Below are 19,780 nucleotides of genomic sequence, written 5' to 3'. Positions count from 1 at the left end.
GATGGTCTACCGTGTGCTGGTAGTGGCTCTGGTACTCTGGGGTTCGGTGCAGGATCTGGGCACGGTGTTCGCCTTCGCCGACGTGACCATGGGTCTGCTGGCCATCTGCAACCTGATCGCCCTGGTACTGCTGTTCAAGGTCGGCCTGCGTCTGATGCGCGACTACGACAGCCAGATCAAGGCTGGCGTGGAGTCGCCGGTACTGGACGCGAAGAACTTCGCCGACCTGGACCTGGACCCAGGCGTCTGGTCGAATCCAGCACCAGCTACCAAGCCGGTGACCAGCAACCATGCGGAAATCGGCAACACGGTGCATCAGCGCTAAGTCGCCAACTTGATCTGACAAACAGGGGGCTTAGCCCCCTGTTTGCTTATAAGAACAATGAAAAGACGGAGAACCCCTATGGGTTGTAAAAAACTCCTGGTGCTCTATACCGGCGGCACCATCGGCATGCAGATGAGCGCCGAGGGCCTGGCCCCGGCGTCCGGTTTCGAAGCACGCCTGCGCGCCCAGCAGGTGCGCGAAGCCCAGCCACTGCCTGAGTGGATCTTCCGCGAGCTGCTGCCGCCCATCGACAGCGCCAATATGAACCAGCACAACTGGCTGGCCATGGTCGCGGCAATTCGCGCAGGCGTCGAACAGGACGGCTGCGACGGCGTGCTGCTGCTGCACGGTACCGACACCCTGGCCTACAGCGCCGCGGCCCTGAGCTTTCTGCTGCTCGGCCTGCCCGCCCCGGTGATCCTCAGCGGCTCCATGCTGCCCGCCGGTGCCGAGGGCAGCGATGCCTGGGGCAATCTGTTCGGAGCCATGGCCGCGCTGCAGGCTGGCGTCGCCCCAGGCGTACAGCTGTATTTCAACGGCACACTGATGCATGGTGCGCGGGTCAGCAAACTGCGCAGCGATGCCTTCGACGCCTTCAGCGTACTGCCGCGCCAGCGCCAGAGCCCGCGGGCCGAGAGCATCCCGGCCAGCATCGACTATCGCCAGCCGCGTCAGCCAGTCAATCTGGCGGTGCTGCCGTTTTACCCGGGCGTCCAGGCCAGCCATCTGCGCGCTCTGCTGGACAGCGGCGTGCAGGGCCTGCTGCTGGAGTGCTACGGCAGCGGCACCGGCCCGGCGGACGATGCCGAGCTGCTCGACGTACTCAAGGCTGCGCATGAGCGCGGCGTGGTGCTGGCCGCCATCAGCCAGTGCCCCCATGGCCATGTCGAATTTGGCGTCTATGCTGCTGGCAGCCAGCTGGCCGCCACTGGGCTGGTTTCCGCCGGTGGCATGACCCGCGAAGCCGCCCTGGGCAAACTCTTCGCCCTGCTCGGCGCGGGCCTTGCGCAGGCCGAAGTGGAACACTGGTTCGGCCTGGATCTGTGCGGCGAGCGGGCGCAATAAACGCCCCTCTTGCAGCCTGGGGCCAAGCGTTCCAGGATGGTCAGTCAGACCCGGCGGCCTGCGCGCAGGCCCGCCAAGGAGGTTAGTCTCATGTCCTTACGTATACCCGTCGAGATCCGCCCGATCAGCGCCGCCGATCACCCCGCCTGGCTGCCCCTGTGGCAGGGCTATCAGCGCTTCTATATGACCGAGATCGCCGCGGCCACCATTGACATGACCTGGCAGCGCTTTCTCGACCCGGCCGAACCGATGCACGCCGCCCTGGCCTGGCACGAAGGCCAGGCAATCGGCCTGGTGCACTGGGTCTACCACCGCTCGACCTGGACCATCGGTGACTACTGCTACCTGCAGGACCTGTTTATCGCCAAGGATCTACGCAGCAGCGGTGCCGGCCGCCAGCTGATCGAGCATGTCTATCGCGAAGCCCAGGCCCATGGCTGTTCGCGCACCTACTGGCTGACCCACGAGAGCAACAGCCGCGCCATGCTGCTGTACGAACGCATCGCCGAGCGCTCCGGGTTTGTGCAGTACCGCAAGGTGTTTTAAGGCCATGTCCCAGACTGTGTTGCGCTCAGACGTCGGCGCTTAAGTCTGAGGTGGCCGGGCTTCGTAGGGTGACGCGGAGCCATTGCAGCCGCGCAAGCAGTTCACTCTTGCCAAGCACCCCATGCAGTACGCAATGAGTACATCGCCTATTTTCAGCCGCCCGCCATACTGACCAGATGGTCAGAAAAATGGCCTAAGGCTCTTGCCGCCAGCACCCCGCGCGGCTATCTTCTGCGCCACGCCCGGCCACTTGCGCCGACGCGCACCTGGATCAGCAGACAGGGTCAACACTGAGCTGGCTAACCTGAACTCACCCTCAGAGGAGCCTGCTCATGGCAGCTACCCGTATCTGGATCAAGAACCCCCTCGCCATCTTCACCGCCAACAACCTCGACGCCGCTGGCGGCCTGGTCATCGAAGATGGCGCGATCAGCGAACTGCTCAAGGCCGGTCAACAACCGGCCCTGCCCTGCGACCAGAGCTTCGATGCCCGCGAGCACGTGGTGCTGCCGGGGCTGATCAACACCCACCACCACTTCTACCAGACCCTCACCCGCGCCTGGGCTCCGGTGGTCAACCAGCCACTGTTTCCCTGGCTGCAGACCCTCTATCCGGTATGGGCACGCCTGACCCCCGAGAAGCTCGCCCTGGCCAGCAAGGTGGCCCTGGCCGAACTGCTGCTGTCCGGCTGCAGCACCGCGGCGGACCATCATTATTTGTTCCCCGGCGGCCTGGAAAACGCCATCGACGTGCAGGTCGAGGCGGTGCGCGAACTGGGCATGCGCGCCATGCTCACCCGCGGCTCCATGAGCCTGGGCCAGGCCGATGGTGGCCTGCCACCGCAGCAGACGGTGCAGCAGGGCGAGGTGATCCTGGCCGACAGCCAGCGGCTGATTCAGAGCTATCACCAGCGCGGCGACGGCGCGCAGATCCAGATCGCCCTCGCGCCCTGCTCGCCGTTCTCGGTGACCCAGGACATCATGCGCCAGAGCGCCGAGCTGGCCGAGGAGCTGGACGTGCGCCTGCACACCCACCTGGCCGAGACCCTCGACGAGGAGGACTTCTGCCTGCAGCGCTTCGGCCTGCGCACCGTGGATTATCTGGACAGCGTCGGCTGGCTCGGCCCGCGCACCTGGCTGGCCCACGGCATCCACTTCAACCCGGAGGAAATCACCCGCCTGGGCGCGGCCGGCACCGGCATCTGCCACTGCCCCAGCTCGAATATGCGCCTGGCCTCGGGCATCTGCCCGACCCTTGATCTGGAAGCCGCCGGCGCGCCCATCGGCCTAGGCGTGGATGGCTCGGCGTCCAACGATGCCTCCAATATGATCCTCGAAGCGCGCCAGGCCCTGTATATCCAGCGCCTGCGCTACGGTGCGGAGAAGATCACCCCGCAGCTGGTGCTGGGCTGGGCCAGCAAGGGTTCGGCCAAGCTGCTGGGGCGCAGCGATATCGGCGAACTGGCGGTGGGCAAACAGGCCGACCTGGCCTTGTTCAAACTGGATGAGCTGCGCTTCTCCGGCAGCCACGACCCGCTTTCCGCGCTGCTGCTGTGCGGAGCCGACAAGGCCGACCGAATGATGATCGGCGGCCAGTGGCGAGTGATCGACGGGCAGATCGAAGGCCTGGATGTAGCCCAGCTGATTGCCGACCACCGCCAGGCGGCGAAGGAGCTGATTGCCGGGTGATGCACCACACCTCGTACATGCCCGCGATCGCGTTTCGCGGGCATGGCCCGCTCCTACGGCGCTCATCAGAACACCGGCCAGCTAATCCACGGGTTATAAATGAGCATGACTCGTTTCACTCGCCCTTCGGGTCGCGCTAAAGCGCGTTAGCCGCAAGCGGCTTCCGACCGGGCTGGCGCTCCAGGCTGTTTTTAACGCAGTATCACCGACGCGCAGCAGATCGTGGCGCGCTAGAACACCGACCAGCCGATCCGCTCGCTAAGCAACTCCAGGGCCTTGATCCCGGCCAGGGAGTTGCCGGCAGCATTCAGTTCCGGCGACCACACGCAGACGCTGAAACGCCCCGGCACCACCGCGACGATGCCGCCGCCAACGCCGCTCTTGCCCGGCAGGCCGACCCGGTAGGCGAAGTTGCCGGCTTCGTCGTACAGACCGCTGGTGGCCATGATCGCGTTGACCTGCTTGGTCTGGCGCGGCGTGAGGATCTGCACACCGCTGTGCTTGCAGAAGCCCTGGTTGGCCAGGAAACCGAAGGCCCGCGCCAGGTCGACGCAGTTCATGCGCAGCGCGCAGTAGCTGAAATAGCTGCGCAGCACCGTCTCCACATCGTTATGGAAATTGCCGAAGGACTGCATCAGGTAAGCCGCCGCCGCATTGCGCGAACGGTGCTGGTATTCCGAGTCGGCCACCCGGTTGTCCACCGCCACCAGCGGATTGCCGGCCAGGCGGCGGACGAAATCGCGCAGCGACGGCACCGGCGCGGCGAAGCGCGACTGGTTGATATCGCAGATCACCAGGGCCCCGGCATTGATAAAGGGATTGCGCGGCCGGCCACGTTCGAACTCCAGCTGCACCAGGGAATTGAACGGCTGCCCGGACGGCTCATGGCCCAGGCGCTGCCAGATCGTCTCACCGGAATGCTCGATAGCCTGCACCAGGCTGAACACCTTGGAAATGCTCTGCACGGAAAACGCCGTTTCGGCATCGCCGGCGCAGAACAGCTCGCCGTCATTGCTGTACACCGCAATGCCCAGCTGGTTGGCCGGCACATCGGCCAGAGCCGGGATGTAATCGGCCACCTTGCCCTGGCCGATCAGTGGGCGAACTTCATCGAGAATCTCATTCAACAGCGCTTGCATGCTCGGGCTCGCAGCAGGGCCCGGGGCCACCCCGGACGATGGCTGATAGACGCCCACGCGGCGCAACGGATCACACTGCAATGGCGTCCCGAAAGCTGGATTCTCTGTCTACGACCCGTAGGGTGGATGACGCTTTATCCATCCACCAGACCGCGATGGTGGATGAGCAAGGCGTCATCCACCCTACACAGCCCCGGCGCACGGGAGCGCGCTTGCTAGAACTTCTCCGCGCGCAGCACTTCCACCTGGGCCAGATAGCAGACCATGGCGAAGTTGGCGTAGTACCTGTCCTGCAGGTGGGTGGCGATGCGTTCGGCGACGTCCCGGGCGCAGATGATTTCCACGCGGATATTGCCTTCGGCCTCCCAACCGGCACTGCGTACGCCACGACCACCGCGGCCACGGGCGTCGGAGAGGGTCCAGCCGGGTGCGCCCAGGGTCTCCAGGTCGGCCAGCAGTTTCTTCTCCAGGGCCGCTTCGCAGATCACGGTCAGCAGGGTGCGGGTGTGTGCGTTCATCTCAGAGCCCCCAGGCGATCAGTCGTTCGGCCAGCGCCAGGTACAGCGGGATGCCGATCAGGATATTGAAGGGAAAGGTAATCCCCAGCGAGGCGGTCAGCGACAGCGACGGGTTGGCCTCCGGCAATGCCAGGCGCATGGCCGCCGGCACGGCGATATAGGATGCCGATGCGGCCAGGGTGGCGAGCATCGCCGTGCCGCCCAGGCTCAGCCCCATCATGCGCGCCAACAGTGCGCCGACCAGCGCCCCGAGCAGCGGCATCAGCAGGGCGAAGCCGAGCAGGCGCAGGCCGAACTGTTTCAGCGCGCCCAGCTGGCCGGAGGCGATCAGGCCCATCTCCAGCAGAAAGAACGCCAGCACCGGCTTGAACATACTGGTGTACAGCGGCTCCAGCGGCTTGATGCCCTCCTTGCCGGCAATCGCGCCGATGATCAGGCCGCCGAGCAGCAGCATGATGCTCTTGCCGAGGAAGATCTCCCGGCCCAGCTCGCCCCAGTCGGTGTCGCGGGCAATGCCTTTGGCCAGCAGGATGCCGACCAGGATCGCCGGGATTTCGAGGATGGCGACAAACAGCGGCATATAGCTTTCGAACTCGATGCCCTTGGCCAGCATATAGGCCACCACCACGGCGAAGGTACCGGCGCTGACCGAGCCATAGTGGGCCGCCACCGCCGCCGCATTGACCCGGTCGAAGCGCAACCCGCGCAGCACGGCAAAGGCCAGCAGCGGCAAGGCCACGCCCAACCCCAGTACCAACCCCGCCTGGCCGAGCAACTGCCAGCTGGCTTGCTCGGCCAGTTCCACCCCGCCGTGCAGACCGATGGCCAGCAGCAGAATGATCGACAGCGTCTCGTACAGCGCCGGCGGCAGCTTCAGCTCGCTTTTCAGCAGGCCAGCTGTGAGGCCGAAGACGAAAAACAGCACCACCGGATCCAGACCCACTGCACAACCCTCCCGTTATTTACCTGACCATAGACGCTTGCCGCGTCACATGGCCCGCCCGCATAAAAGGTTATGCCCCAGCGCAAGCTGTGCTGATACCCGCACCGTAGTACCCGGCCCGTCGACGGGGACGCAGACGAACCGGACACAGCGGGGCATAACCGGAAAAAGACCAAAGCGCCGTTAAGCCCGGACACCCTCTACCGCCATACACCGTCCACCCCCTCGCCCCCTTGGGGAGAGGGTTGGGGTGAGGGGACGAGGCTGAACAACGCATTTCTGTCGGCATCCGCAGCCCCTCACCCTGCCCTCTCCCCAGTGGGGAGAGGGTTCTATCCGCGCAAGTTTCGCTAATCGGCGAAAAACCCTAAGGCCCTTCCTGCCCAAGGGACCTAACCCTGTTACAGCGCGCCCATACGCGCCGCCCTTGAATAAAAAAGAAGCCCCGGCAATCTGCTTAAATGCCTGTTCAACCAGCCCGGGGCTTCGAGGTTAACCTTCGATTTCGATCAGTACATCGCCCGGATTGACCCGGTCGCCCTTGGCCACATGCACCGCTTTCACGGTACCGGCAATCGGGGCCTGCACTTCGGTTTCCATCTTCATCGCTTCGCTGATCAGCACCGCCTGGCCGGCCTTGACCGAGTCGCCGACCTTGACCAGCACCTCGACGATATTGCCCGGCATGCTGGTGCTGACATCGCCCGGGCCACTGGCCTGCTGGCGCTTGCGGCCTGAGCCCGCGACGAAGTCGTTGAGCGGCTCGAACACGACCTCTTCCGGCATGCCGTCGATGGACAGGTAGAAGTGGCGCTTGCCGTCGGTTTTCACCCCGACGCCGGTGATATCCACCCGGTAGCTTTCGCCGTGCACATCGATGACGAACTCGGTCGGTACGCCACCACCACCCGCCGCGGTCACACCGCCGGCTTCGGGAATCGGCAGCAGGGCTTCGGCGCTCAGGCTGCCGGCGGCACGCTCTTCGAGGAACTTGCGCCCGATATCGGGGAACATGGCGTAGGTCAGCACGTCCTCTTCGGATTTCGCCAGGCTGCCGATTTCGCCGCGCAGCTTGGCCATCTCCGGCGCGATCAGGTCGGCCGGGCGCACCTCGATCACGTCTTCGCTGCCAATTGCCTGCTTGCGCAACTGCTCGTCGATCTTGCCCGGAGCCAGACCGTAACGGCCCTGCAGATAGAGCTTCACCTCGTTGGTGATGGTCTTGTAGCGCTCGCCGGCAAGCACGTTGAACACCGCCTGGGTGCCGACGATCTGCGAGGTCGGCGTCACCAGTGGCGGGAAGCCAAGGTCCTCACGCACCCGCGGGATCTCGGCGAACACCTCGTTGATGCGGTGCAGCGCGCCCTGCTCTTTCAGCTGGTTGGCCAGGTTGGACATCATCCCACCCGGCACCTGGTTGACCTGCACGCGGGTGTCCACCGCGGTGAACTCGCTTTCGAACTGGTGGTACTTCTTGCGCACGGCATAGAAATAGAGGCCGATCTCCTGAATCAGCGCCAGGTCCAGACCGGTGTCGTACTCGCTGCCCTTGAGCGCCGCGACCATAGACTCGGTACCTGGGTGGCTGGTGCCCCAGGCAAAGCTGGAGATGGCCGTGTCGATATGCTCGGCACCGGCTTCGATGCCCTTGAGCTGACACATCGCGCCCATGCCGGCGGTGTCGTGGCTGTGGATAAACACCGGCAGATCGACCTCGGCCTTGAGCGCCGTGACCAGCTCGAAAGTGGCGTAGGGGGTGAGCAGCCCGGCCATGTCCTTGACCGCCACCGAGTCGATGCCCATGGCCTGCATGGCCTTGGCCTGCTCGACGAACGCCGCAACCGTATGCACCGGGCTGGTGGTGTAGGCCAGGGTGCCCTGAGCATGCTTGCCGGCGGCCTTCACCGCCTCGATCGACACACGCAGGTTTCGCACATCGTTCATCGCGTCGAAGATGCGGAACACGTCGATGCCGTTGACCGCCGCCTTGGCCACGAAAGCGCGCACCACGTCGTCGCTGTAGTGGCGATAGCCGAGCAGGTTCTGCCCGCGCAGCAGCATCTGCAGGCGGGTATTGGGCAGCGCGGCCTTGAGCTGACGCAGGCGCTCCCAGGGGTCTTCCTTGAGGAAGCGGATACAGGCGTCGAAGGTCGCCCCGCCCCAGACTTCCAGCGACCAATAACCGACCTGATCGAGCTTGCCGCAGATCGGCAGCATGTCATCCAGGCGCATGCGCGTGGCGATGATCGACTGGTGGGCGTCACGCAGGATGGTGTCGGTGACAGCGATTCGTTTGGCTTGCACAGTCTTGCTCATGGGTCGATTCCTCACAGGCCGGCGTGGGCGGCAATGGCAGCGGCGATGGCCAGGGCCAGCTCTTCGGGTTTGCGCTTGACCGAGTACTGGGTCAGTTCGGGGTGGCTTTCGACAAAGCTGGTATTGAACTGACCGCTGCGAAATTCGGGGTTACGCAGAATTTCCTGGTAATAGGCCGCGGTGGTCTTCACCCCCTGCAGGCGCATGTCGTCGAGGGCACGCAGACCGCGGTCCAGCGCCTCTTCCCAGGTCAGCGCCCAGACCACCAGCTTCAGGCACAGCGAGTCGTAATAAGGCGGGATGGTGTAGCCGGTGTAGATCGCCGTGTCGGTGCGCACGCCCGGGCCGCCGGGGGCGTAGTAGCGGGTGATCTTGCCGAAGCTGGGGAGGAAGTTGTTCTTCGGGTCCTCGGCGTTGATGCGGAACTGCAGGGCGAAGCCGCGGTGCTGGATATCAGCCTGCTGGATCGACAACGGCAGGCCGGCGGCGATACGGATCTGCTCGCGGACGATATCGATGCCGGTGATTTCCTCGGTGATGGTGTGTTCGACCTGCACCCGGGTGTTCATCTCCATGAAGTACACCTCGCCCTCGGCCAGGAGGAACTCCACGGTGCCGGCGTTCTCGTAGCCCACCGCCTGCGCCGCGCGCACCGCCAGGTCGCCGATATAGGCGCGCTGTTCGGGGGTCAGCTGGGGGCTGGGGGCGATTTCGATCAGCTTCTGGTTGCGCCGCTGGATCGAGCAGTCACGCTCGAACAGGTGCACGGTATTGCCGAAGCTGTCGGCGAGAATCTGCGCCTCGATGTGCTTGGGATTGACGATGCACTTTTCCAGAAAGACTTCCGCGCTGCCGAAGGCCTTGGTCGCCTCTGAGATCACCCGCGGGTAGGCCTGCTCCAGTTCCTCGCGCGAGTTGCAACGGCGGATGCCGCGGCCGCCGCCACCGCTGGTGGCCTTGAGCATCACCGGGTAGCCGATGCGCTCGCCTTCGCGCAGAGCATCGGCCAGGTCGCTGACATTGCCCTCGGTGCCCGGGGTGACCGGCACGCCGGCCTTGATCATGCTGCGCCGCGCCTCGGTCTTGTCGCCCATGCGGCGAATCACTTCCGCCGATGGACCGATAAACTTGATCCCACGTTCGGCGCAGATCTCTGCCAGTTCGGCGTTTTCAGAGAGAAAACCATAGCCCGGGTGCAGGGCGTCGCAACCAGTTTCCACCGCCAGATTGACCAGCTTGCGCGGGTTCAGATAACCGGCCAGGGGATCGGCACCGATGCCGTGGGCCTCGTCGGCGCGCTTGACGTGCAGGGCATGGCGATCGGCATCGGAATAGATGGCCACCGAGCGGATGCCCATCTCGGCGCAGGCGCGCACGATACGCACGGCAATCTCGCCGCGGTTGGCTATGAGGATTTTCTTGATCACGGGCCTGGGTCCTCGATCGCGTCAGCAGACGACCGCGGAAAGCGGTCGACGGATGACCGCAGCACAGTTTGCGGTCATGCAATTAAGCTACGCCCCGCCAGCGATTAACAAAAATCAGTATTTATTGGGTTACACATTAGTAAAGACTTATAGTCAGCCCAGCACGGCTTTCAGCCGCACCTCCGCAGCCCCTGCCTCGCCCAGAGCGCAGCCATTCGCGAGCCCAGAACAATGCGTAAGTCACTGTTGCGTATGACCTTTCGTCAACTGCAGGTATTCCGCGCGGTGTGCGCCCAGCGCTCCTACAGCCGCGCGGCCGAGGAAATGGCCCTGACCCAGCCGGCGGTCAGCCTGCAGATTCGCCAGCTGGAAGAATTGCTCGGCCAGCCGCTGTTCGACTATGTCGGCAAGAAGCTCTACCTGACCGACGCCGCCGAAGCCTTGCAGCGGGCCAGCGCGGATATTTTCGGTCGCCTGGAGAGTCTCGATATGCAGTTGGGCGACCTGCGCGGCTCGCTGCAGGGGCAACTGAGCCTGGCGGTGGAGTCCAGCGCAAAATACTTCGTTCCCCACCTGTTCGCCGCTTTTCGCCGCCAATACCCCGAAGTCAGCCTGCAGATGGTGGTCACCAATCACACCCAGGCACTCCGGCGCCTAAGCGCCAACCGCGACGACCTGCTGATCATGTCTCAGGTGCCGACCGATCTGAATCTGGAGTTTCTGCCCTTTCTCAACAACCCGATCATCGCCGTGGCCCCGGCCGATCATCCGCTGTGCAGCCAGGGCGCGCTGACCCTGCACGACCTCAGCCCCTGGCCATTGCTGGTCCGCGAGGCCGGCTCCGGCACGCGTCAGGCCTGCGAGGCTTACTGCCACCAGAAGCGCGCGCACTTCGCCCAGACCCTGGAAGTCGGCTCCATGGAAGGCCAGTGTGAAGGGGTGATCGCCGGCCTCGGCCTGGCCCTGCTGCCCCGTCACGCCGTACGCCGTGAGCTGGACTGCGGCGTATTGCGCGAACTGCCGGTGGCCGAGCTGCCGCTGCTACACAGCTGGTGCCTGGTACACCCGCGGAGCAAATACCTGTCGCCGGTGGCCCAGGCGTTTTTCGCCTTTGTGCGCGATCAGCGCAGCCAGATCAACGCCCTGGCTGAGCGTTTCGCCGCCCCACGGCCTGAGCAGTCGTCAGGTAATTAGCGGCGATCAGTTCGGGGAAATCGGACAGTTGCTGCTGCAATTGCCGCTGCTCGGCATAGCTTTCGATGGCGCGACGGTATTCCATGCGGCGCTGGTCAATCACCTTGCGCCGGGCACGGGCCTCAATGTTGGCGTGATTCTGGGCTTTATCCAAGTAAGCAGACATAGGGTGCAACTCCCAAGCTGAATAACGGGAGTCACAGCATCGGCCAGGGATATGACGCTTTGATGGCCGCGCAACAGGTTATGTAGCAATGACCTTGCTGCAAGGACCGCTTGGGGAAAAAGGGCACCGCTTGCAGAGGCCGCAATGAGTAGGGTGCGCCGTGCGCACCGAGCATCTGCAGCCGACGCTGGTGCGCATGACCTAGGCGGCCCCGCGTCACCCTATAAAGTCAGCGCCTAGACCTTCAGTCTTCGACGTTCTTATGCGCCTTCGGCGACAGACGCAGGCTGCGCAGACTGCGCTTGACGCTCTTGAGGTGGTTGACCAGGCCCGGGCCGCGGGCCATGGCCACGCCCATGGCGAGCACGTCGATCACCACCAGGTGGGCGATACGCGAGGTCAGCGGCGTGTAGATCTCGGTGTCTTCCTGCACGTCGATGGCCAGATTGACCGTGGCCAGGTCGGCCAGCGGCGTCTGACTCGGGCACAGGGTAATCAGGGTCGCGCCGGTCTCGCGCACCAGGTTGGCGGTGATCAGCAGATCCTTGGAGCGTCCGGACTGGGAGATGCAGATGGCCACGTCGCTGGGCTTCAGGGTCACCGCGCTCATCGCCTGCATATGCGGGTCGGAATAGGCCGCTGCCGTCAGCAGCAGACGGAAGAACTTGTGTTGGGCGTCCGCCGCCACCGCACCGGAAGCACCGAAACCGTAGAACTCCACGCGCTGGGCATTGGCGATGGCGGCGATGGCGCGCTGCAGGGCCTGGGTGTCGAGCTTCTCGCGCACCTCGATCAGGGTGTGCAGGGTGGTGTCGAAGATCTTCAGGCTGAAGTCGGCCACCGAGTCGTCTTCATGGATGGCGAACTGGCCGAAGCTGGCACCGGCGGCCAGGCTCTGCGCCAGCTTCAGCTTGAGGTCCTGGAAGCCGGTGCAGCCGATGGCCCGGCAGAAACGCACGATGGTCGGCTCGCTGATACCGACGCTGTGGGCCAGCTCGGCCATGGAGCTGTGCATCACCGAAGCCGGGTCGAGCAGCACGTGGTCGGCGACCTTGAGTTCGGATTTGCGTAACAGATGACGCGACTGGGCAATGTGCTGCAACAGGTTCACAGAAATAGGCTCGATTTTGGCTAGCGAATCCATCAAGCACGCCTCATGGGAGTATTGACTCGGTTATGATCGACGCACGACGGGTTGTAGTGGCCTTGTAGTTATACTACATGGGCACCGCCCCCGCACTTATAAACCGAGTCGGAGTTCCCACCTTGAGCATTCCCTGCGACATGCTGGTGTTTGGCGGCACCGGCGACCTGGCCCTGCATAAACTGCTGCCGGCGCTCTACCACCTGCATCGTGCGCGCCGCCTGCACAACGACACGCGCATCCTCGCCCTGGCCCGCAGCGCCAACAGCCGTGAGGCCTATCAAGCCCTGGCCGAACGCCATTGCCGCGCCCAGGTGGCCCGCGCCGACTTCGACAACGACACCTGGGCCAGCTTCGCCGCCCGCCTCGACTACTTCGCCATGGACGCCAGCCAGAGCGCCGATTTCGGTCGCCTGGGCAAGCGTCTGGGCAGCGACCCCGAGCGGGTGCGCATCTACTACCTGGCCACCGCCCCGGATCTGTTCGAGGACATCGCCACCCACCTGAAAGTGGCCAACCTGGCCGGGCCCAAGACCCGCATCGTGCTGGAAAAACCCATCGGCCACTCGCTGGAATCGGCCCAGGCGATCAACGCCGCCATCGGCGCGGTATTCGACGAGTCACGGGTGTTCCGCATCGACCACTACCTGGGCAAGGAAACCGTGCAGAACCTGATGGCCCTGCGCTTCGCCAATGCCCTGTTCGAGCCGATCTGGCGCGCCGGGCATATCGACCATGTGCAGATCAGCGTGTGCGAAACCCTCGGTGTGGAAAACCGCGGCGCGTACTACGACAACGCCGGGGCCATGCGCGACATGATCCAGAACCACCTGCTGCAGCTGCTCTGCCTGGTGGCCATGGAAGCCCCGGTGCGCTTCGACGCCGAGGCGGTGCGCAACGAGAAGGTGAAGATCCTCGAAGCGCTCAAACCCATCTCCGGCCTGGATGTGCGCGACAAGACCGTGCGCGGCCAGTACACCGCCGGCAAGATCGGCGGCCAGGAAGTCCCGGCCTACTACTTCGAAAAGAACGTCGACAACGACAGCGACACCGAAACCTTCGTCGCCGTGCAGGCCGAGATCGATAACTGGCGCTGGGCCGGCGTGCCCTTCTACCTGCGCACTGGCAAGCGCCTGGGGCACAAGAGCTCGGAAATCCTCATCCAGTTCAAGCCGGTGCCGCACCAGCTGTTCGGCGAAGGCGAAGCCAATCGCCTGCTGATCCGCCTGCAGCCGGAAGAGCGCATCAGCCTGCAACTGATGGGCAAGAGCCCGGGCAAGGGCATGCACCTGCAGCCGGTGGAACTCGACCTCAACCTGGCCGACGCCTTCAACAAACAGCGCCGCTGGGACGCCTACGAGCGCCTGCTGCTGGACGTGATCGAAGGCGACTCAACGCTGTTTATGCGCCGCGACGAAGTGGAAGCGGCCTGGGCCTGGATCGACCCGATCATCAAGGGCTGGCACCAGCACCACCAAAGCCCGCGCCCCTACCCGGCCGGCAGCAACGGCCCGGAACAGCTGCAGAACCTGCTGGAACGCCACGGCCGGCAGTGGATGGAATAACACTCCGGCTCGACTATTCGGTAGGGCGCACCGCGCCCACCGAAAATACCGCCGGCCCTGCGCCCTAACTCAACTGCGCCTCAAACAACTGCAACACCGCCTCTGGCAACTGCTCGCGCAGGCCCTCGCCGCTGATCAACAGCAACATCGGTAACAGCTTATGCAGGGTGGCCGGCTCCAGGCCGGCACAAACATCCGCCTGCCTGACCAACGACAGCCCCCCGAGCACCTGAGCCGCCACCGGCAGATTGCGGTCGGCCGCCGCCGCCTCGGTCAGCTTGCACAGATAACCGGTGGAGAAGCTGCGCAGGCTCTCGCTGATCAGCGGCATATCGACGATATGCCGGGCGATCTGCAACACATGATCGACATCGTGAATACCAAAAATCAGCACCTTGATCTGCTTGGGTGACAAGCACTCGGCATAACGGGCCGCCGTGGCGAAGGCCCCGTCAACACAGAGCTGACGCGCCACCTCCAGATGCAAGGTGTCGGGCAGGCTGAGGTACGTCTCCAGCACCAGCAGCGGATCGAGGTGAGTGACCACCTTAGCGACAAAGGGCACCGGCAACCCCTGAATCAGCTCGCGCAACCGCTCGGCCGGCAGGTGGGGGGCCAATAGTGCGGCCCTCTTCGGCCCCAACTGCTGCACCAGGCTCAGCTTTACCGCCAGCGGAGCCATGCCCTGGGACGCCAGCAATAAACGCAGACCGACACTCAGACTCACGGGCTTGGCCATACGCACCTCCTTCACTCCATAAAGGCCGTGAGGATTGCGCCAATAACTGCGGAAGGCAGCCATCTTTGATTGGGTACAGCCCGCACCGACAGAGCCGCACTGATACCGACGGGCCGAGCGGATCAACAGATGGGAATGGAAGAAACGCCAGCCCCGAAACCGGGGCGAATGGACAGCCTCAGTCCGAATGGACTAGCGTTGCCCCAAGCCTGCCAGTAGTTCGCCAGCAGCCTGGGCTTGCCGTCTTCCCTGTCGCGTTTCGCCTTAAGCACAGCCGTATTTTCACCGTCCGAGCTTAGAAAGAACAGGGACATAGTCGATGACAAGGAAGTTTATGCGACATGCAGCGCGACCGACTGCAACATAGGTGTCGCCTAATTAATAGTTAGAGAAAGTCATGGCCACCCTAGACTGCGGAACATACGAGTCAACAATTAATAGTATTTGTCACGTCTACGGCATAGAGCGAAGTACAGCAGAGCAATTCTTGTCTGGTATTGATCTTGATGCTGCATATGAAAGTAACGCTATTTATAGTGACTGTGACGACTATCTGCGCGAACTATTTGAGGGTGAATTCGGACAACCTAAATTGCAGCTGAACGACGTTATTTGGTTCCATCTCACAAGAACGGCCAGGAGTTCTAATTTTTCAGAAGGTATTTTGCCGCTAGGGCAGGTCTTGGACAGGGTCTGGAAAATGCTCAACTCACTATTAGAAACCCCTGAACAGAAAGCAAATCTAGCAACAATGCAAGAAAATGGAGTTAAAGACTATCAGTTTGGACTGAAAACAAAAAACAAAATTCACCACGGCCCTTATGCAATGCTCGTACGTGAAGCTGCTTTTAACTCAGATAAAATCTGCAATCACGACTATCTCGAAGTCCCTGAAATAATCGAGGACATTTGCAATGGTTACCGAAAGCAGTTTGGTCGCTGCATATATGACACCGTGACCTCAAAACTAGAAAAATGCATTGTAAAGTTTAAATCCAATAAGTACACAGGCTTGCACTTGCTTGCCCCCGCCCTCCTATACTGCTGGTGCATTGTAAGAAACGAAGAATTTAGCTCATTCGCCAATACTTGCTTTGACTCTGAAGGCGCGCCAATTTCTAGGGGACAGATAATATCCGTGGAATTTCTCTAAAAGTGGTTCAAGTCGTTCGCTTCGCTCACTCGGGACGGACTAAAGCCCGCCCCTTGAACAAACGCTATGCACTCGTTCAAGAACTTACAAACCAAGCAGGTAAATATGAATCGCCGTAAAAAGATAAAACAACTACTAAAGGCTCACGCCAAAAAGGCCAGCGCTAAATTGGCACCCAAGAAAAAGTCTACATACATCAGTAAAGCTGACCGATTGAAACTAGCGGCTGAGCATACGCAAGACCCAGTCATTTCGGCTGAGAGCTGAGCCATAAAGGGGCGGAGTAAATAAAGATAGTACGGGAAGTGGACGGATTTATTTTAAGCCGCACCATCAACAAATAAACCTTCCTGTTATTACAACTAACCAAACATTAGGCACCACAAGGAAGTTATGCGCAACTCCACCGGCATAGCAATCATAGTCGCAATCTCGATAATTCATTACTCAGCCATGGGTTATTTGGGTTATGACCCTGCGCCTGAGTACGAGAATTTAATGTCTTGGTCTTTCGCACTCATGGTTGCATTGTGGTGCTTGGATGATGCAAAGAAATACAATTTCCATCGCCCTTATGAGTTCGGGGCTTTTATTTTCTTCCTCTGGCCCATCATATTACTGGTGTATCTCATTCACACGCGAGGCTGGCGAGGCGTACTCACATTTTTGGCTTTCCTATTTATAGCGCTATTGCCTTACCTTTTCGGCTGGATTTCTTACTACGCAAGTCCTGCTTACAGCGAATATGGCGTTTAATCATATAGCCCAATCGTGGCTAGCTAAAGCCAACCGTCATGAACCGTCGATAACTGGAGTAATTTTATGCACACTGGAAGTTGTCTTTGTGGTGGTATCCGATTTGAAATACGCCAAGAAATTGAACCGATTCAAATTTGCCACTGCATTCAATGCAGAAAGGCTCAGGGCAGTGCGTTTGTAACGAATACGCCAGTTCAGGAAGAAAATCTCAGATTTATCTCCGGCAAGGATTTGCTTGGGGCCTTTGAGTCATCGCCTGATAAGCAAAGGTGCTTTTGTAAGAGCTGTGGGTCTCCGATTTATAGTAAAACTGCAAAACTGCCTGGCGTGGTGCGTATCAGGGTTGGTACGCTAGATAATGATGTAAATACAGAACCCCATGCTCATTTTTATGTTGCACATAAAGCAAACTGGTTTCAAATTACGGATAACTTGCCTCAATTTCCAGAGGGATATGTGCCAGAAGGCACAAACACATAACAACCTTAAAACTGTTTGCCTCGCTCACTGTACCGGCTAAAGCCGCCCTTTAACTTAACTTTAGAGCTCATTCGCTTATGCATATACCAGCCCTTATCATCATTGATATGCAGCGTGGCATGCTTGAGCCTGCAGCAGGTACTCGCAACAACCCGCAAGCAGAGCAAGCCATCGCAACAATACTGAAAGCCTGGCGAGAGGCGAAAGCCCCGGTTGTTCATGTGCGTCATATTTCAAGAACACCCGGCTCTCCATTCTGGCCAGGCCAACCGGGTGTTGAGTTCCAAGAAGAACTACAGCCATTAACTACAGAGCATATAGTTGAAAAAAACGTCCCGGACGCATTTATTAACTCCGGGCTTGAGCGCTGGCTTCGAGTCAGAGGCATCGACGCCATCGCAATCGTAGGCGTCAGCACTAATAACTCTGTCGAAGCGACAGCTCGCACAGCCGGCAATCTTGGCTTTGAAACCTATGTAGCCGCTGATGCAACATTTGCCTTCGCAAAGGCCGACTTCAACGGTGTTATGCGCAGTGCCGAAGACGTGCATGCGATGGCATTAGCCAACCTTCATGGAGAGTACGCCACTGTGGTTACAACCACTGAACTGCTAAATGCCCTCTAACAAATGGTGCTTGATCTCTCTCCCACAAGCAGTGGGGCATAGCCTTTTCAACCCTACCCTGCCCTTGCACCCCGCCAGAAGTACAGCCCCACCAGCGGCAGCGCCAGCAGGCCCAGCACCCCGGCGCTGACAAACAGCGCCTGATAGCCCAGCTGTTCGGCCAACCAGCCGCTGCTGGCTCCCACCAGGCCGGCCAGCAGCAGTTGCACGCTGGCCTGCAGGGTAAAGTCGGCCCCTTCATGCTCGGGGCGGCACTGGCGCATCATCACGGCGAACAGGGCCACGGTGGACATGCCGTCGGCGGCCTGTTCGAACAGGGCCACGGCGTATACCAGAACTGGCTGCCCGCCGGCCCCGACCAGCCAGGCCATGGCGGCGATACCCGCCGCCTGCAGCAGGCCGAACAGCAGCAGCGCGCGCAGGGCCCCGATACGCGCATAGAGCAGACCGCCGAGCAGCGCGCCGGCAATGCCGACCAGGCTGCTGATCAGGGTCAGCTGGCCCAGGTCGGCGTTGCTCCAACCCTGGTCGACCAGCATCGGCTTGATCATTGGCGAACCCAGGGCGTCGCCCAGCTTGAAGCTGAGCAATACCACCAGCCACAGCAGCATCCCCGGCTGCAGCAGCAGGCCGCGGTAATGCCGCAGCAGCAGGCCGGGCCCGGCGGGTTCGGCCAAAGCTGGCTGGAACGGCAGCTGGCGGTTTTCCGCGAAGCGCCAGATCGGCACGGTCATCAGCACCAGCAGCGCGGCCACCAGGCCCAGGCTGAGGTGCCAGCCGAGCCAGTCCATGGCCAGCAGCAGGCCGCTGCCGCTGACCAGCATGCCGACCTTGTAGCCACCCACCTGCAGGCTGTTGCCCAGGCCGCGCCAGCGCTCCGGCAGCAGGCGCACGGTGAGTCCGTCGGTGGCGATGTCCTGGGTGGCGGCGGCCAGGTTGACCAGCAGCAACAGGCCGATCAGCAGCAGAAAATAGCGGTCGAACAGCAGCTGCGGGGTCAACAGGGCCAGGGTCGTGACGATGGCGATCACCGTCAGTTGCAGCGGCAGTATCCAGCCGCGGTGATGACCCAGCCGCCGCAATGCCAGGCGGTCGACCCAGGGGGCCCAGAACACCTTGAGCAACCAGGGCAGCGCCAGCAGCTTGAGCAGACCGATCAGCGCCAGGTCGACGCCGTGCTGACGCAGCAGCACCGGCAGCGCATGGGCCAGCAGCCCGGAGGGCAGGCCCTGGGCGCAATACAGCGAGGCCAGCAGAATCAGGGTGGCAGTGGCCGGGCGGCGATCAGGCGGCAACATCGGGGTATCTCGCGGCGAACAGGCCGCGACAGTAGCCGCAAGCGCGCCGGAGCCACAAGCCCCGGTGCGGGGCGAATGCAGACGGCACCGACCCAGCGGGCAGGCACCGTGCGAGAGAGGCGGGTTACCCCGCAGCGAGGGAATCCAGCGGCTGCTGGCTTATTTCAATGAACGCAGGAAGCTGATCAGGTAATCCTGTTCGGCAGGATCACTGATGGCGACGTGACGCATGCGGGTGCCCGGAACCAGCGCTTCGTTATCGGCAATCCACTTGCGCAGGTTGTCTTCGGTCCAGGTGATCCCCGAGGCCTGCATGGCGTTGGAGTAGGCAAACCGCGGCACGGAAGCCGCCGGGCGACCGACCACACCGAACAGGCTGGGGCCGAAGGCGTTCTCGCTGGTATCCAGCGAGTGACAGGCCGTGCAGTGGTGCGTAAACAACTGACGGCCAGCCGCTTCCATCCCGTCCTCTGCCGCCTGAACGAACGGAGCCGCAGCCAATGCCGTGCAGAACAGCGCTGATGCTGATGACAGACGTATTTTCATTCTGTAATTCCCTCTCTGATGACTAGGCAAAAACAGTATATTTTGTAGGCCTTTTGTTCGGCTCTTGTACAAAAGCAGCAATTGCATGCCACCAAAGTACTTTTCTGCAGAGTGCAGGGCGCGTCGAAGCCATGGCCCGAAGG

General features: G+C 61.8%; 21 protein-coding genes. 11 read left to right on the top strand and 10 right to left on the bottom strand.

The window, feature by feature from the left end:
* The 4 genes from WMW70_RS19315 to WMW70_RS19300 all read left to right on the top strand — a co-directional run.
* A partial coding sequence (locus WMW70_RS19315; protein WP_341439080.1) for an alanine:cation symporter family protein occupies positions 1-325 on the top strand: 325 nt, incomplete at its 5' end.
* 78 nt (positions 326-403) lie between these two features.
* Positions 404-1,390, top strand: a complete 987-nt coding sequence (locus WMW70_RS19310) for an asparaginase (protein ID WP_341439079.1) — start codon at positions 404-406, stop codon at positions 1,388-1,390.
* A 90-nt stretch (positions 1,391-1,480) separates the two neighbouring features.
* Positions 1,481-1,936 carry a GNAT family N-acetyltransferase gene (locus WMW70_RS19305; protein WP_341439078.1) on the top strand — a complete coding sequence of 152 codons (456 nt, stop codon included), beginning with the start codon at positions 1,481-1,483 and terminating at the stop codon, positions 1,934-1,936.
* 332 nt (positions 1,937-2,268) lie between these two features.
* Complete coding sequence (locus WMW70_RS19300; RefSeq protein ID WP_341439077.1) at positions 2,269-3,624, top strand: 8-oxoguanine deaminase; 1,356 nt, start codon at positions 2,269-2,271, stop codon at positions 3,622-3,624.
* 230 nt (positions 3,625-3,854) lie between these two features.
* Here WMW70_RS19300 and glsB read toward each other — a convergent pair whose 3' ends face one another.
* The 5 genes from glsB to WMW70_RS19275 all read right to left on the bottom strand — a co-directional run bounded on the left by glsB (position 3,855) and on the right by WMW70_RS19275 (position 9,967).
* Complete coding sequence (glsB, locus tag WMW70_RS19295) at positions 3,855-4,763, bottom strand: glutaminase B (RefSeq protein ID WP_341439076.1); 909 nt, start codon at positions 4,761-4,763, stop codon at positions 3,855-3,857.
* 215 nt (positions 4,764-4,978) lie between these two features.
* Positions 4,979-5,281, bottom strand: a complete 303-nt coding sequence (locus tag WMW70_RS19290) for a P-II family nitrogen regulator (protein ID WP_339463387.1) — start codon at positions 5,279-5,281, stop codon at positions 4,979-4,981.
* Position 5,282: 1 nt separating this feature from the next.
* Positions 5,283-6,224, bottom strand: a complete 942-nt coding sequence (locus tag WMW70_RS19285) for a sodium-dependent bicarbonate transport family permease (protein WP_341439075.1) — start codon at positions 6,222-6,224, stop codon at positions 5,283-5,285.
* A gap of 492 nt (positions 6,225-6,716) precedes the next feature.
* On the bottom strand, positions 6,717-8,540 hold the full coding sequence (gene oadA, locus WMW70_RS19280) for a sodium-extruding oxaloacetate decarboxylase subunit alpha (RefSeq protein ID WP_341439074.1): 1,824 nt from the start codon (positions 8,538-8,540) through the stop codon (positions 6,717-6,719).
* An 11-nt stretch (positions 8,541-8,551) separates the two neighbouring features.
* On the bottom strand, positions 8,552-9,967 hold the full coding sequence (locus WMW70_RS19275) for an acetyl-CoA carboxylase biotin carboxylase subunit (protein ID WP_341439073.1): 1,416 nt from the start codon (positions 9,965-9,967) through the stop codon (positions 8,552-8,554).
* A gap of 231 nt (positions 9,968-10,198) precedes the next feature.
* Between WMW70_RS19275 and WMW70_RS19270 the strand changes: the two genes are divergently transcribed.
* Complete coding sequence (locus WMW70_RS19270; RefSeq protein ID WP_341439072.1) at positions 10,199-11,161, top strand: LysR family transcriptional regulator; 963 nt, start codon at positions 10,199-10,201, stop codon at positions 11,159-11,161.
* On the opposite strand, the gene WMW70_RS19265 is transcribed toward WMW70_RS19270, so the two are convergent.
* Both WMW70_RS19265 and hexR read right to left on the bottom strand, forming a co-directional pair.
* The gene (locus tag WMW70_RS19265) at positions 11,103-11,327 is read right to left on the bottom strand and encodes a PA3496 family putative envelope integrity protein (protein WP_341439071.1); all 225 of its coding nucleotides are present in this window, start codon (positions 11,325-11,327) and stop codon (positions 11,103-11,105) included. The two genes, WMW70_RS19270 and WMW70_RS19265, sit on opposite strands and share 59 nt — an antisense overlap.
* A gap of 244 nt (positions 11,328-11,571) precedes the next feature.
* Positions 11,572-12,438, bottom strand: a complete 867-nt coding sequence (hexR, locus tag WMW70_RS19260) for a transcriptional regulator HexR (protein ID WP_341439091.1) — start codon at positions 12,436-12,438, stop codon at positions 11,572-11,574.
* A 110-nt stretch (positions 12,439-12,548) separates the two neighbouring features.
* On the opposite strand from hexR, the gene zwf reads away from it, so the two are divergent.
* Positions 12,549-14,036, top strand: a complete 1,488-nt coding sequence (gene zwf / locus WMW70_RS19255; RefSeq protein ID WP_341439070.1) for a glucose-6-phosphate dehydrogenase — start codon at positions 12,549-12,551, stop codon at positions 14,034-14,036.
* A 64-nt stretch (positions 14,037-14,100) separates the two neighbouring features.
* On the opposite strand, the gene WMW70_RS19250 is transcribed toward zwf, so the two are convergent.
* Positions 14,101-14,775, bottom strand: coding sequence for a hypothetical protein (locus tag WMW70_RS19250; RefSeq protein WP_341439069.1), 675 nt, complete (start codon positions 14,773-14,775; stop codon positions 14,101-14,103).
* 397 nt (positions 14,776-15,172) lie between these two features.
* Here WMW70_RS19250 and WMW70_RS19245 point away from each other — a divergent pair, with 397 nt between their 5' ends.
* The 5 genes from WMW70_RS19245 to WMW70_RS19225 all read left to right on the top strand — a co-directional run bounded on the left by WMW70_RS19245 (position 15,173) and on the right by WMW70_RS19225 (position 17,793).
* Positions 15,173-15,928, top strand: coding sequence for a hypothetical protein (locus WMW70_RS19245; RefSeq protein ID WP_341439068.1), 756 nt, complete (start codon positions 15,173-15,175; stop codon positions 15,926-15,928).
* A gap of 105 nt (positions 15,929-16,033) precedes the next feature.
* Positions 16,034-16,195, top strand: a complete 162-nt coding sequence (locus tag WMW70_RS19240; RefSeq protein WP_341439067.1) for a DUF2986 domain-containing protein — start codon at positions 16,034-16,036, stop codon at positions 16,193-16,195.
* 126 nt (positions 16,196-16,321) lie between these two features.
* On the top strand, positions 16,322-16,684 hold the full coding sequence (locus WMW70_RS19235; RefSeq protein ID WP_341439066.1) for a hypothetical protein: 363 nt from the start codon (positions 16,322-16,324) through the stop codon (positions 16,682-16,684).
* A gap of 66 nt (positions 16,685-16,750) precedes the next feature.
* Positions 16,751-17,167, top strand: coding sequence for a GFA family protein (locus WMW70_RS19230; protein ID WP_341439065.1), 417 nt, complete (start codon positions 16,751-16,753; stop codon positions 17,165-17,167).
* A 77-nt stretch (positions 17,168-17,244) separates the two neighbouring features.
* Positions 17,245-17,793, top strand: coding sequence for a cysteine hydrolase family protein (locus WMW70_RS19225; protein WP_341439064.1), 549 nt, complete (start codon positions 17,245-17,247; stop codon positions 17,791-17,793).
* A 53-nt stretch (positions 17,794-17,846) separates the two neighbouring features.
* Here WMW70_RS19225 and WMW70_RS19220 read toward each other — a convergent pair whose 3' ends face one another.
* Complete coding sequence (locus WMW70_RS19220) at positions 17,847-19,091, bottom strand: MFS transporter (RefSeq protein ID WP_341439063.1); 1,245 nt, start codon at positions 19,089-19,091, stop codon at positions 17,847-17,849.
* A 159-nt stretch (positions 19,092-19,250) separates the two neighbouring features.
* Positions 19,251-19,637, bottom strand: coding sequence for a c-type cytochrome (locus WMW70_RS19215; protein ID WP_341439062.1), 387 nt, complete (start codon positions 19,635-19,637; stop codon positions 19,251-19,253).
* Between the last annotated feature and the right edge of the window lie 143 nt (positions 19,638-19,780).

Origin of the sequence: Pseudomonas sp. XK-1 (assembly GCF_038069885.1) — a bacterium.
Lineage (GTDB): Bacteria > Pseudomonadota > Gammaproteobacteria > Pseudomonadales > Pseudomonadaceae > Aquipseudomonas.
This window is presented reverse-complemented; position numbering and strand designations above follow the sequence as displayed.

Coding starts and splice junctions, on each gene's coding strand:
- WMW70_RS19230 (WP_341439065.1), top strand. CDS start 16,751: ATGCACACTGGAAGTTGTCTTTGTGGTGGTATCCGATTTGAAATACGC.
- glsB (WP_341439076.1), bottom strand. CDS start 4,763: ATGCAAGCGCTGTTGAATGAGATTCTCGATGAAGTTCGCCCACTGATC.
- WMW70_RS19290 (WP_339463387.1), bottom strand. CDS start 5,281: ATGAACGCACACACCCGCACCCTGCTGACCGTGATCTGCGAAGCGGCC.
- WMW70_RS19300 (WP_341439077.1), top strand. CDS start 2,269: ATGGCAGCTACCCGTATCTGGATCAAGAACCCCCTCGCCATCTTCACC.
- WMW70_RS19305 (WP_341439078.1), top strand. CDS start 1,481: ATGTCCTTACGTATACCCGTCGAGATCCGCCCGATCAGCGCCGCCGAT.
- zwf (WP_341439070.1), top strand. CDS start 12,549: ATGGGCACCGCCCCCGCACTTATAAACCGAGTCGGAGTTCCCACCTTG.
- WMW70_RS19245 (WP_341439068.1), top strand. CDS start 15,173: ATGGCCACCCTAGACTGCGGAACATACGAGTCAACAATTAATAGTATT.
- WMW70_RS19235 (WP_341439066.1), top strand. CDS start 16,322: ATGCGCAACTCCACCGGCATAGCAATCATAGTCGCAATCTCGATAATT.
- WMW70_RS19240 (WP_341439067.1), top strand. CDS start 16,034: ATGAATCGCCGTAAAAAGATAAAACAACTACTAAAGGCTCACGCCAAA.
- WMW70_RS19265 (WP_341439071.1), bottom strand. CDS start 11,327: ATGTCTGCTTACTTGGATAAAGCCCAGAATCACGCCAACATTGAGGCC.
- WMW70_RS19250 (WP_341439069.1), bottom strand. CDS start 14,775: ATGGCCAAGCCCGTGAGTCTGAGTGTCGGTCTGCGTTTATTGCTGGCG.
- WMW70_RS19225 (WP_341439064.1), top strand. CDS start 17,245: ATGCATATACCAGCCCTTATCATCATTGATATGCAGCGTGGCATGCTT.
- oadA (WP_341439074.1), bottom strand. CDS start 8,540: ATGAGCAAGACTGTGCAAGCCAAACGAATCGCTGTCACCGACACCATC.
- WMW70_RS19310 (WP_341439079.1), top strand. CDS start 404: ATGGGTTGTAAAAAACTCCTGGTGCTCTATACCGGCGGCACCATCGGC.
- WMW70_RS19270 (WP_341439072.1), top strand. CDS start 10,199: ATGCGTAAGTCACTGTTGCGTATGACCTTTCGTCAACTGCAGGTATTC.
- WMW70_RS19215 (WP_341439062.1), bottom strand. CDS start 19,637: ATGAAAATACGTCTGTCATCAGCATCAGCGCTGTTCTGCACGGCATTG.
- WMW70_RS19220 (WP_341439063.1), bottom strand. CDS start 19,091: ATGTTGCCGCCTGATCGCCGCCCGGCCACTGCCACCCTGATTCTGCTG.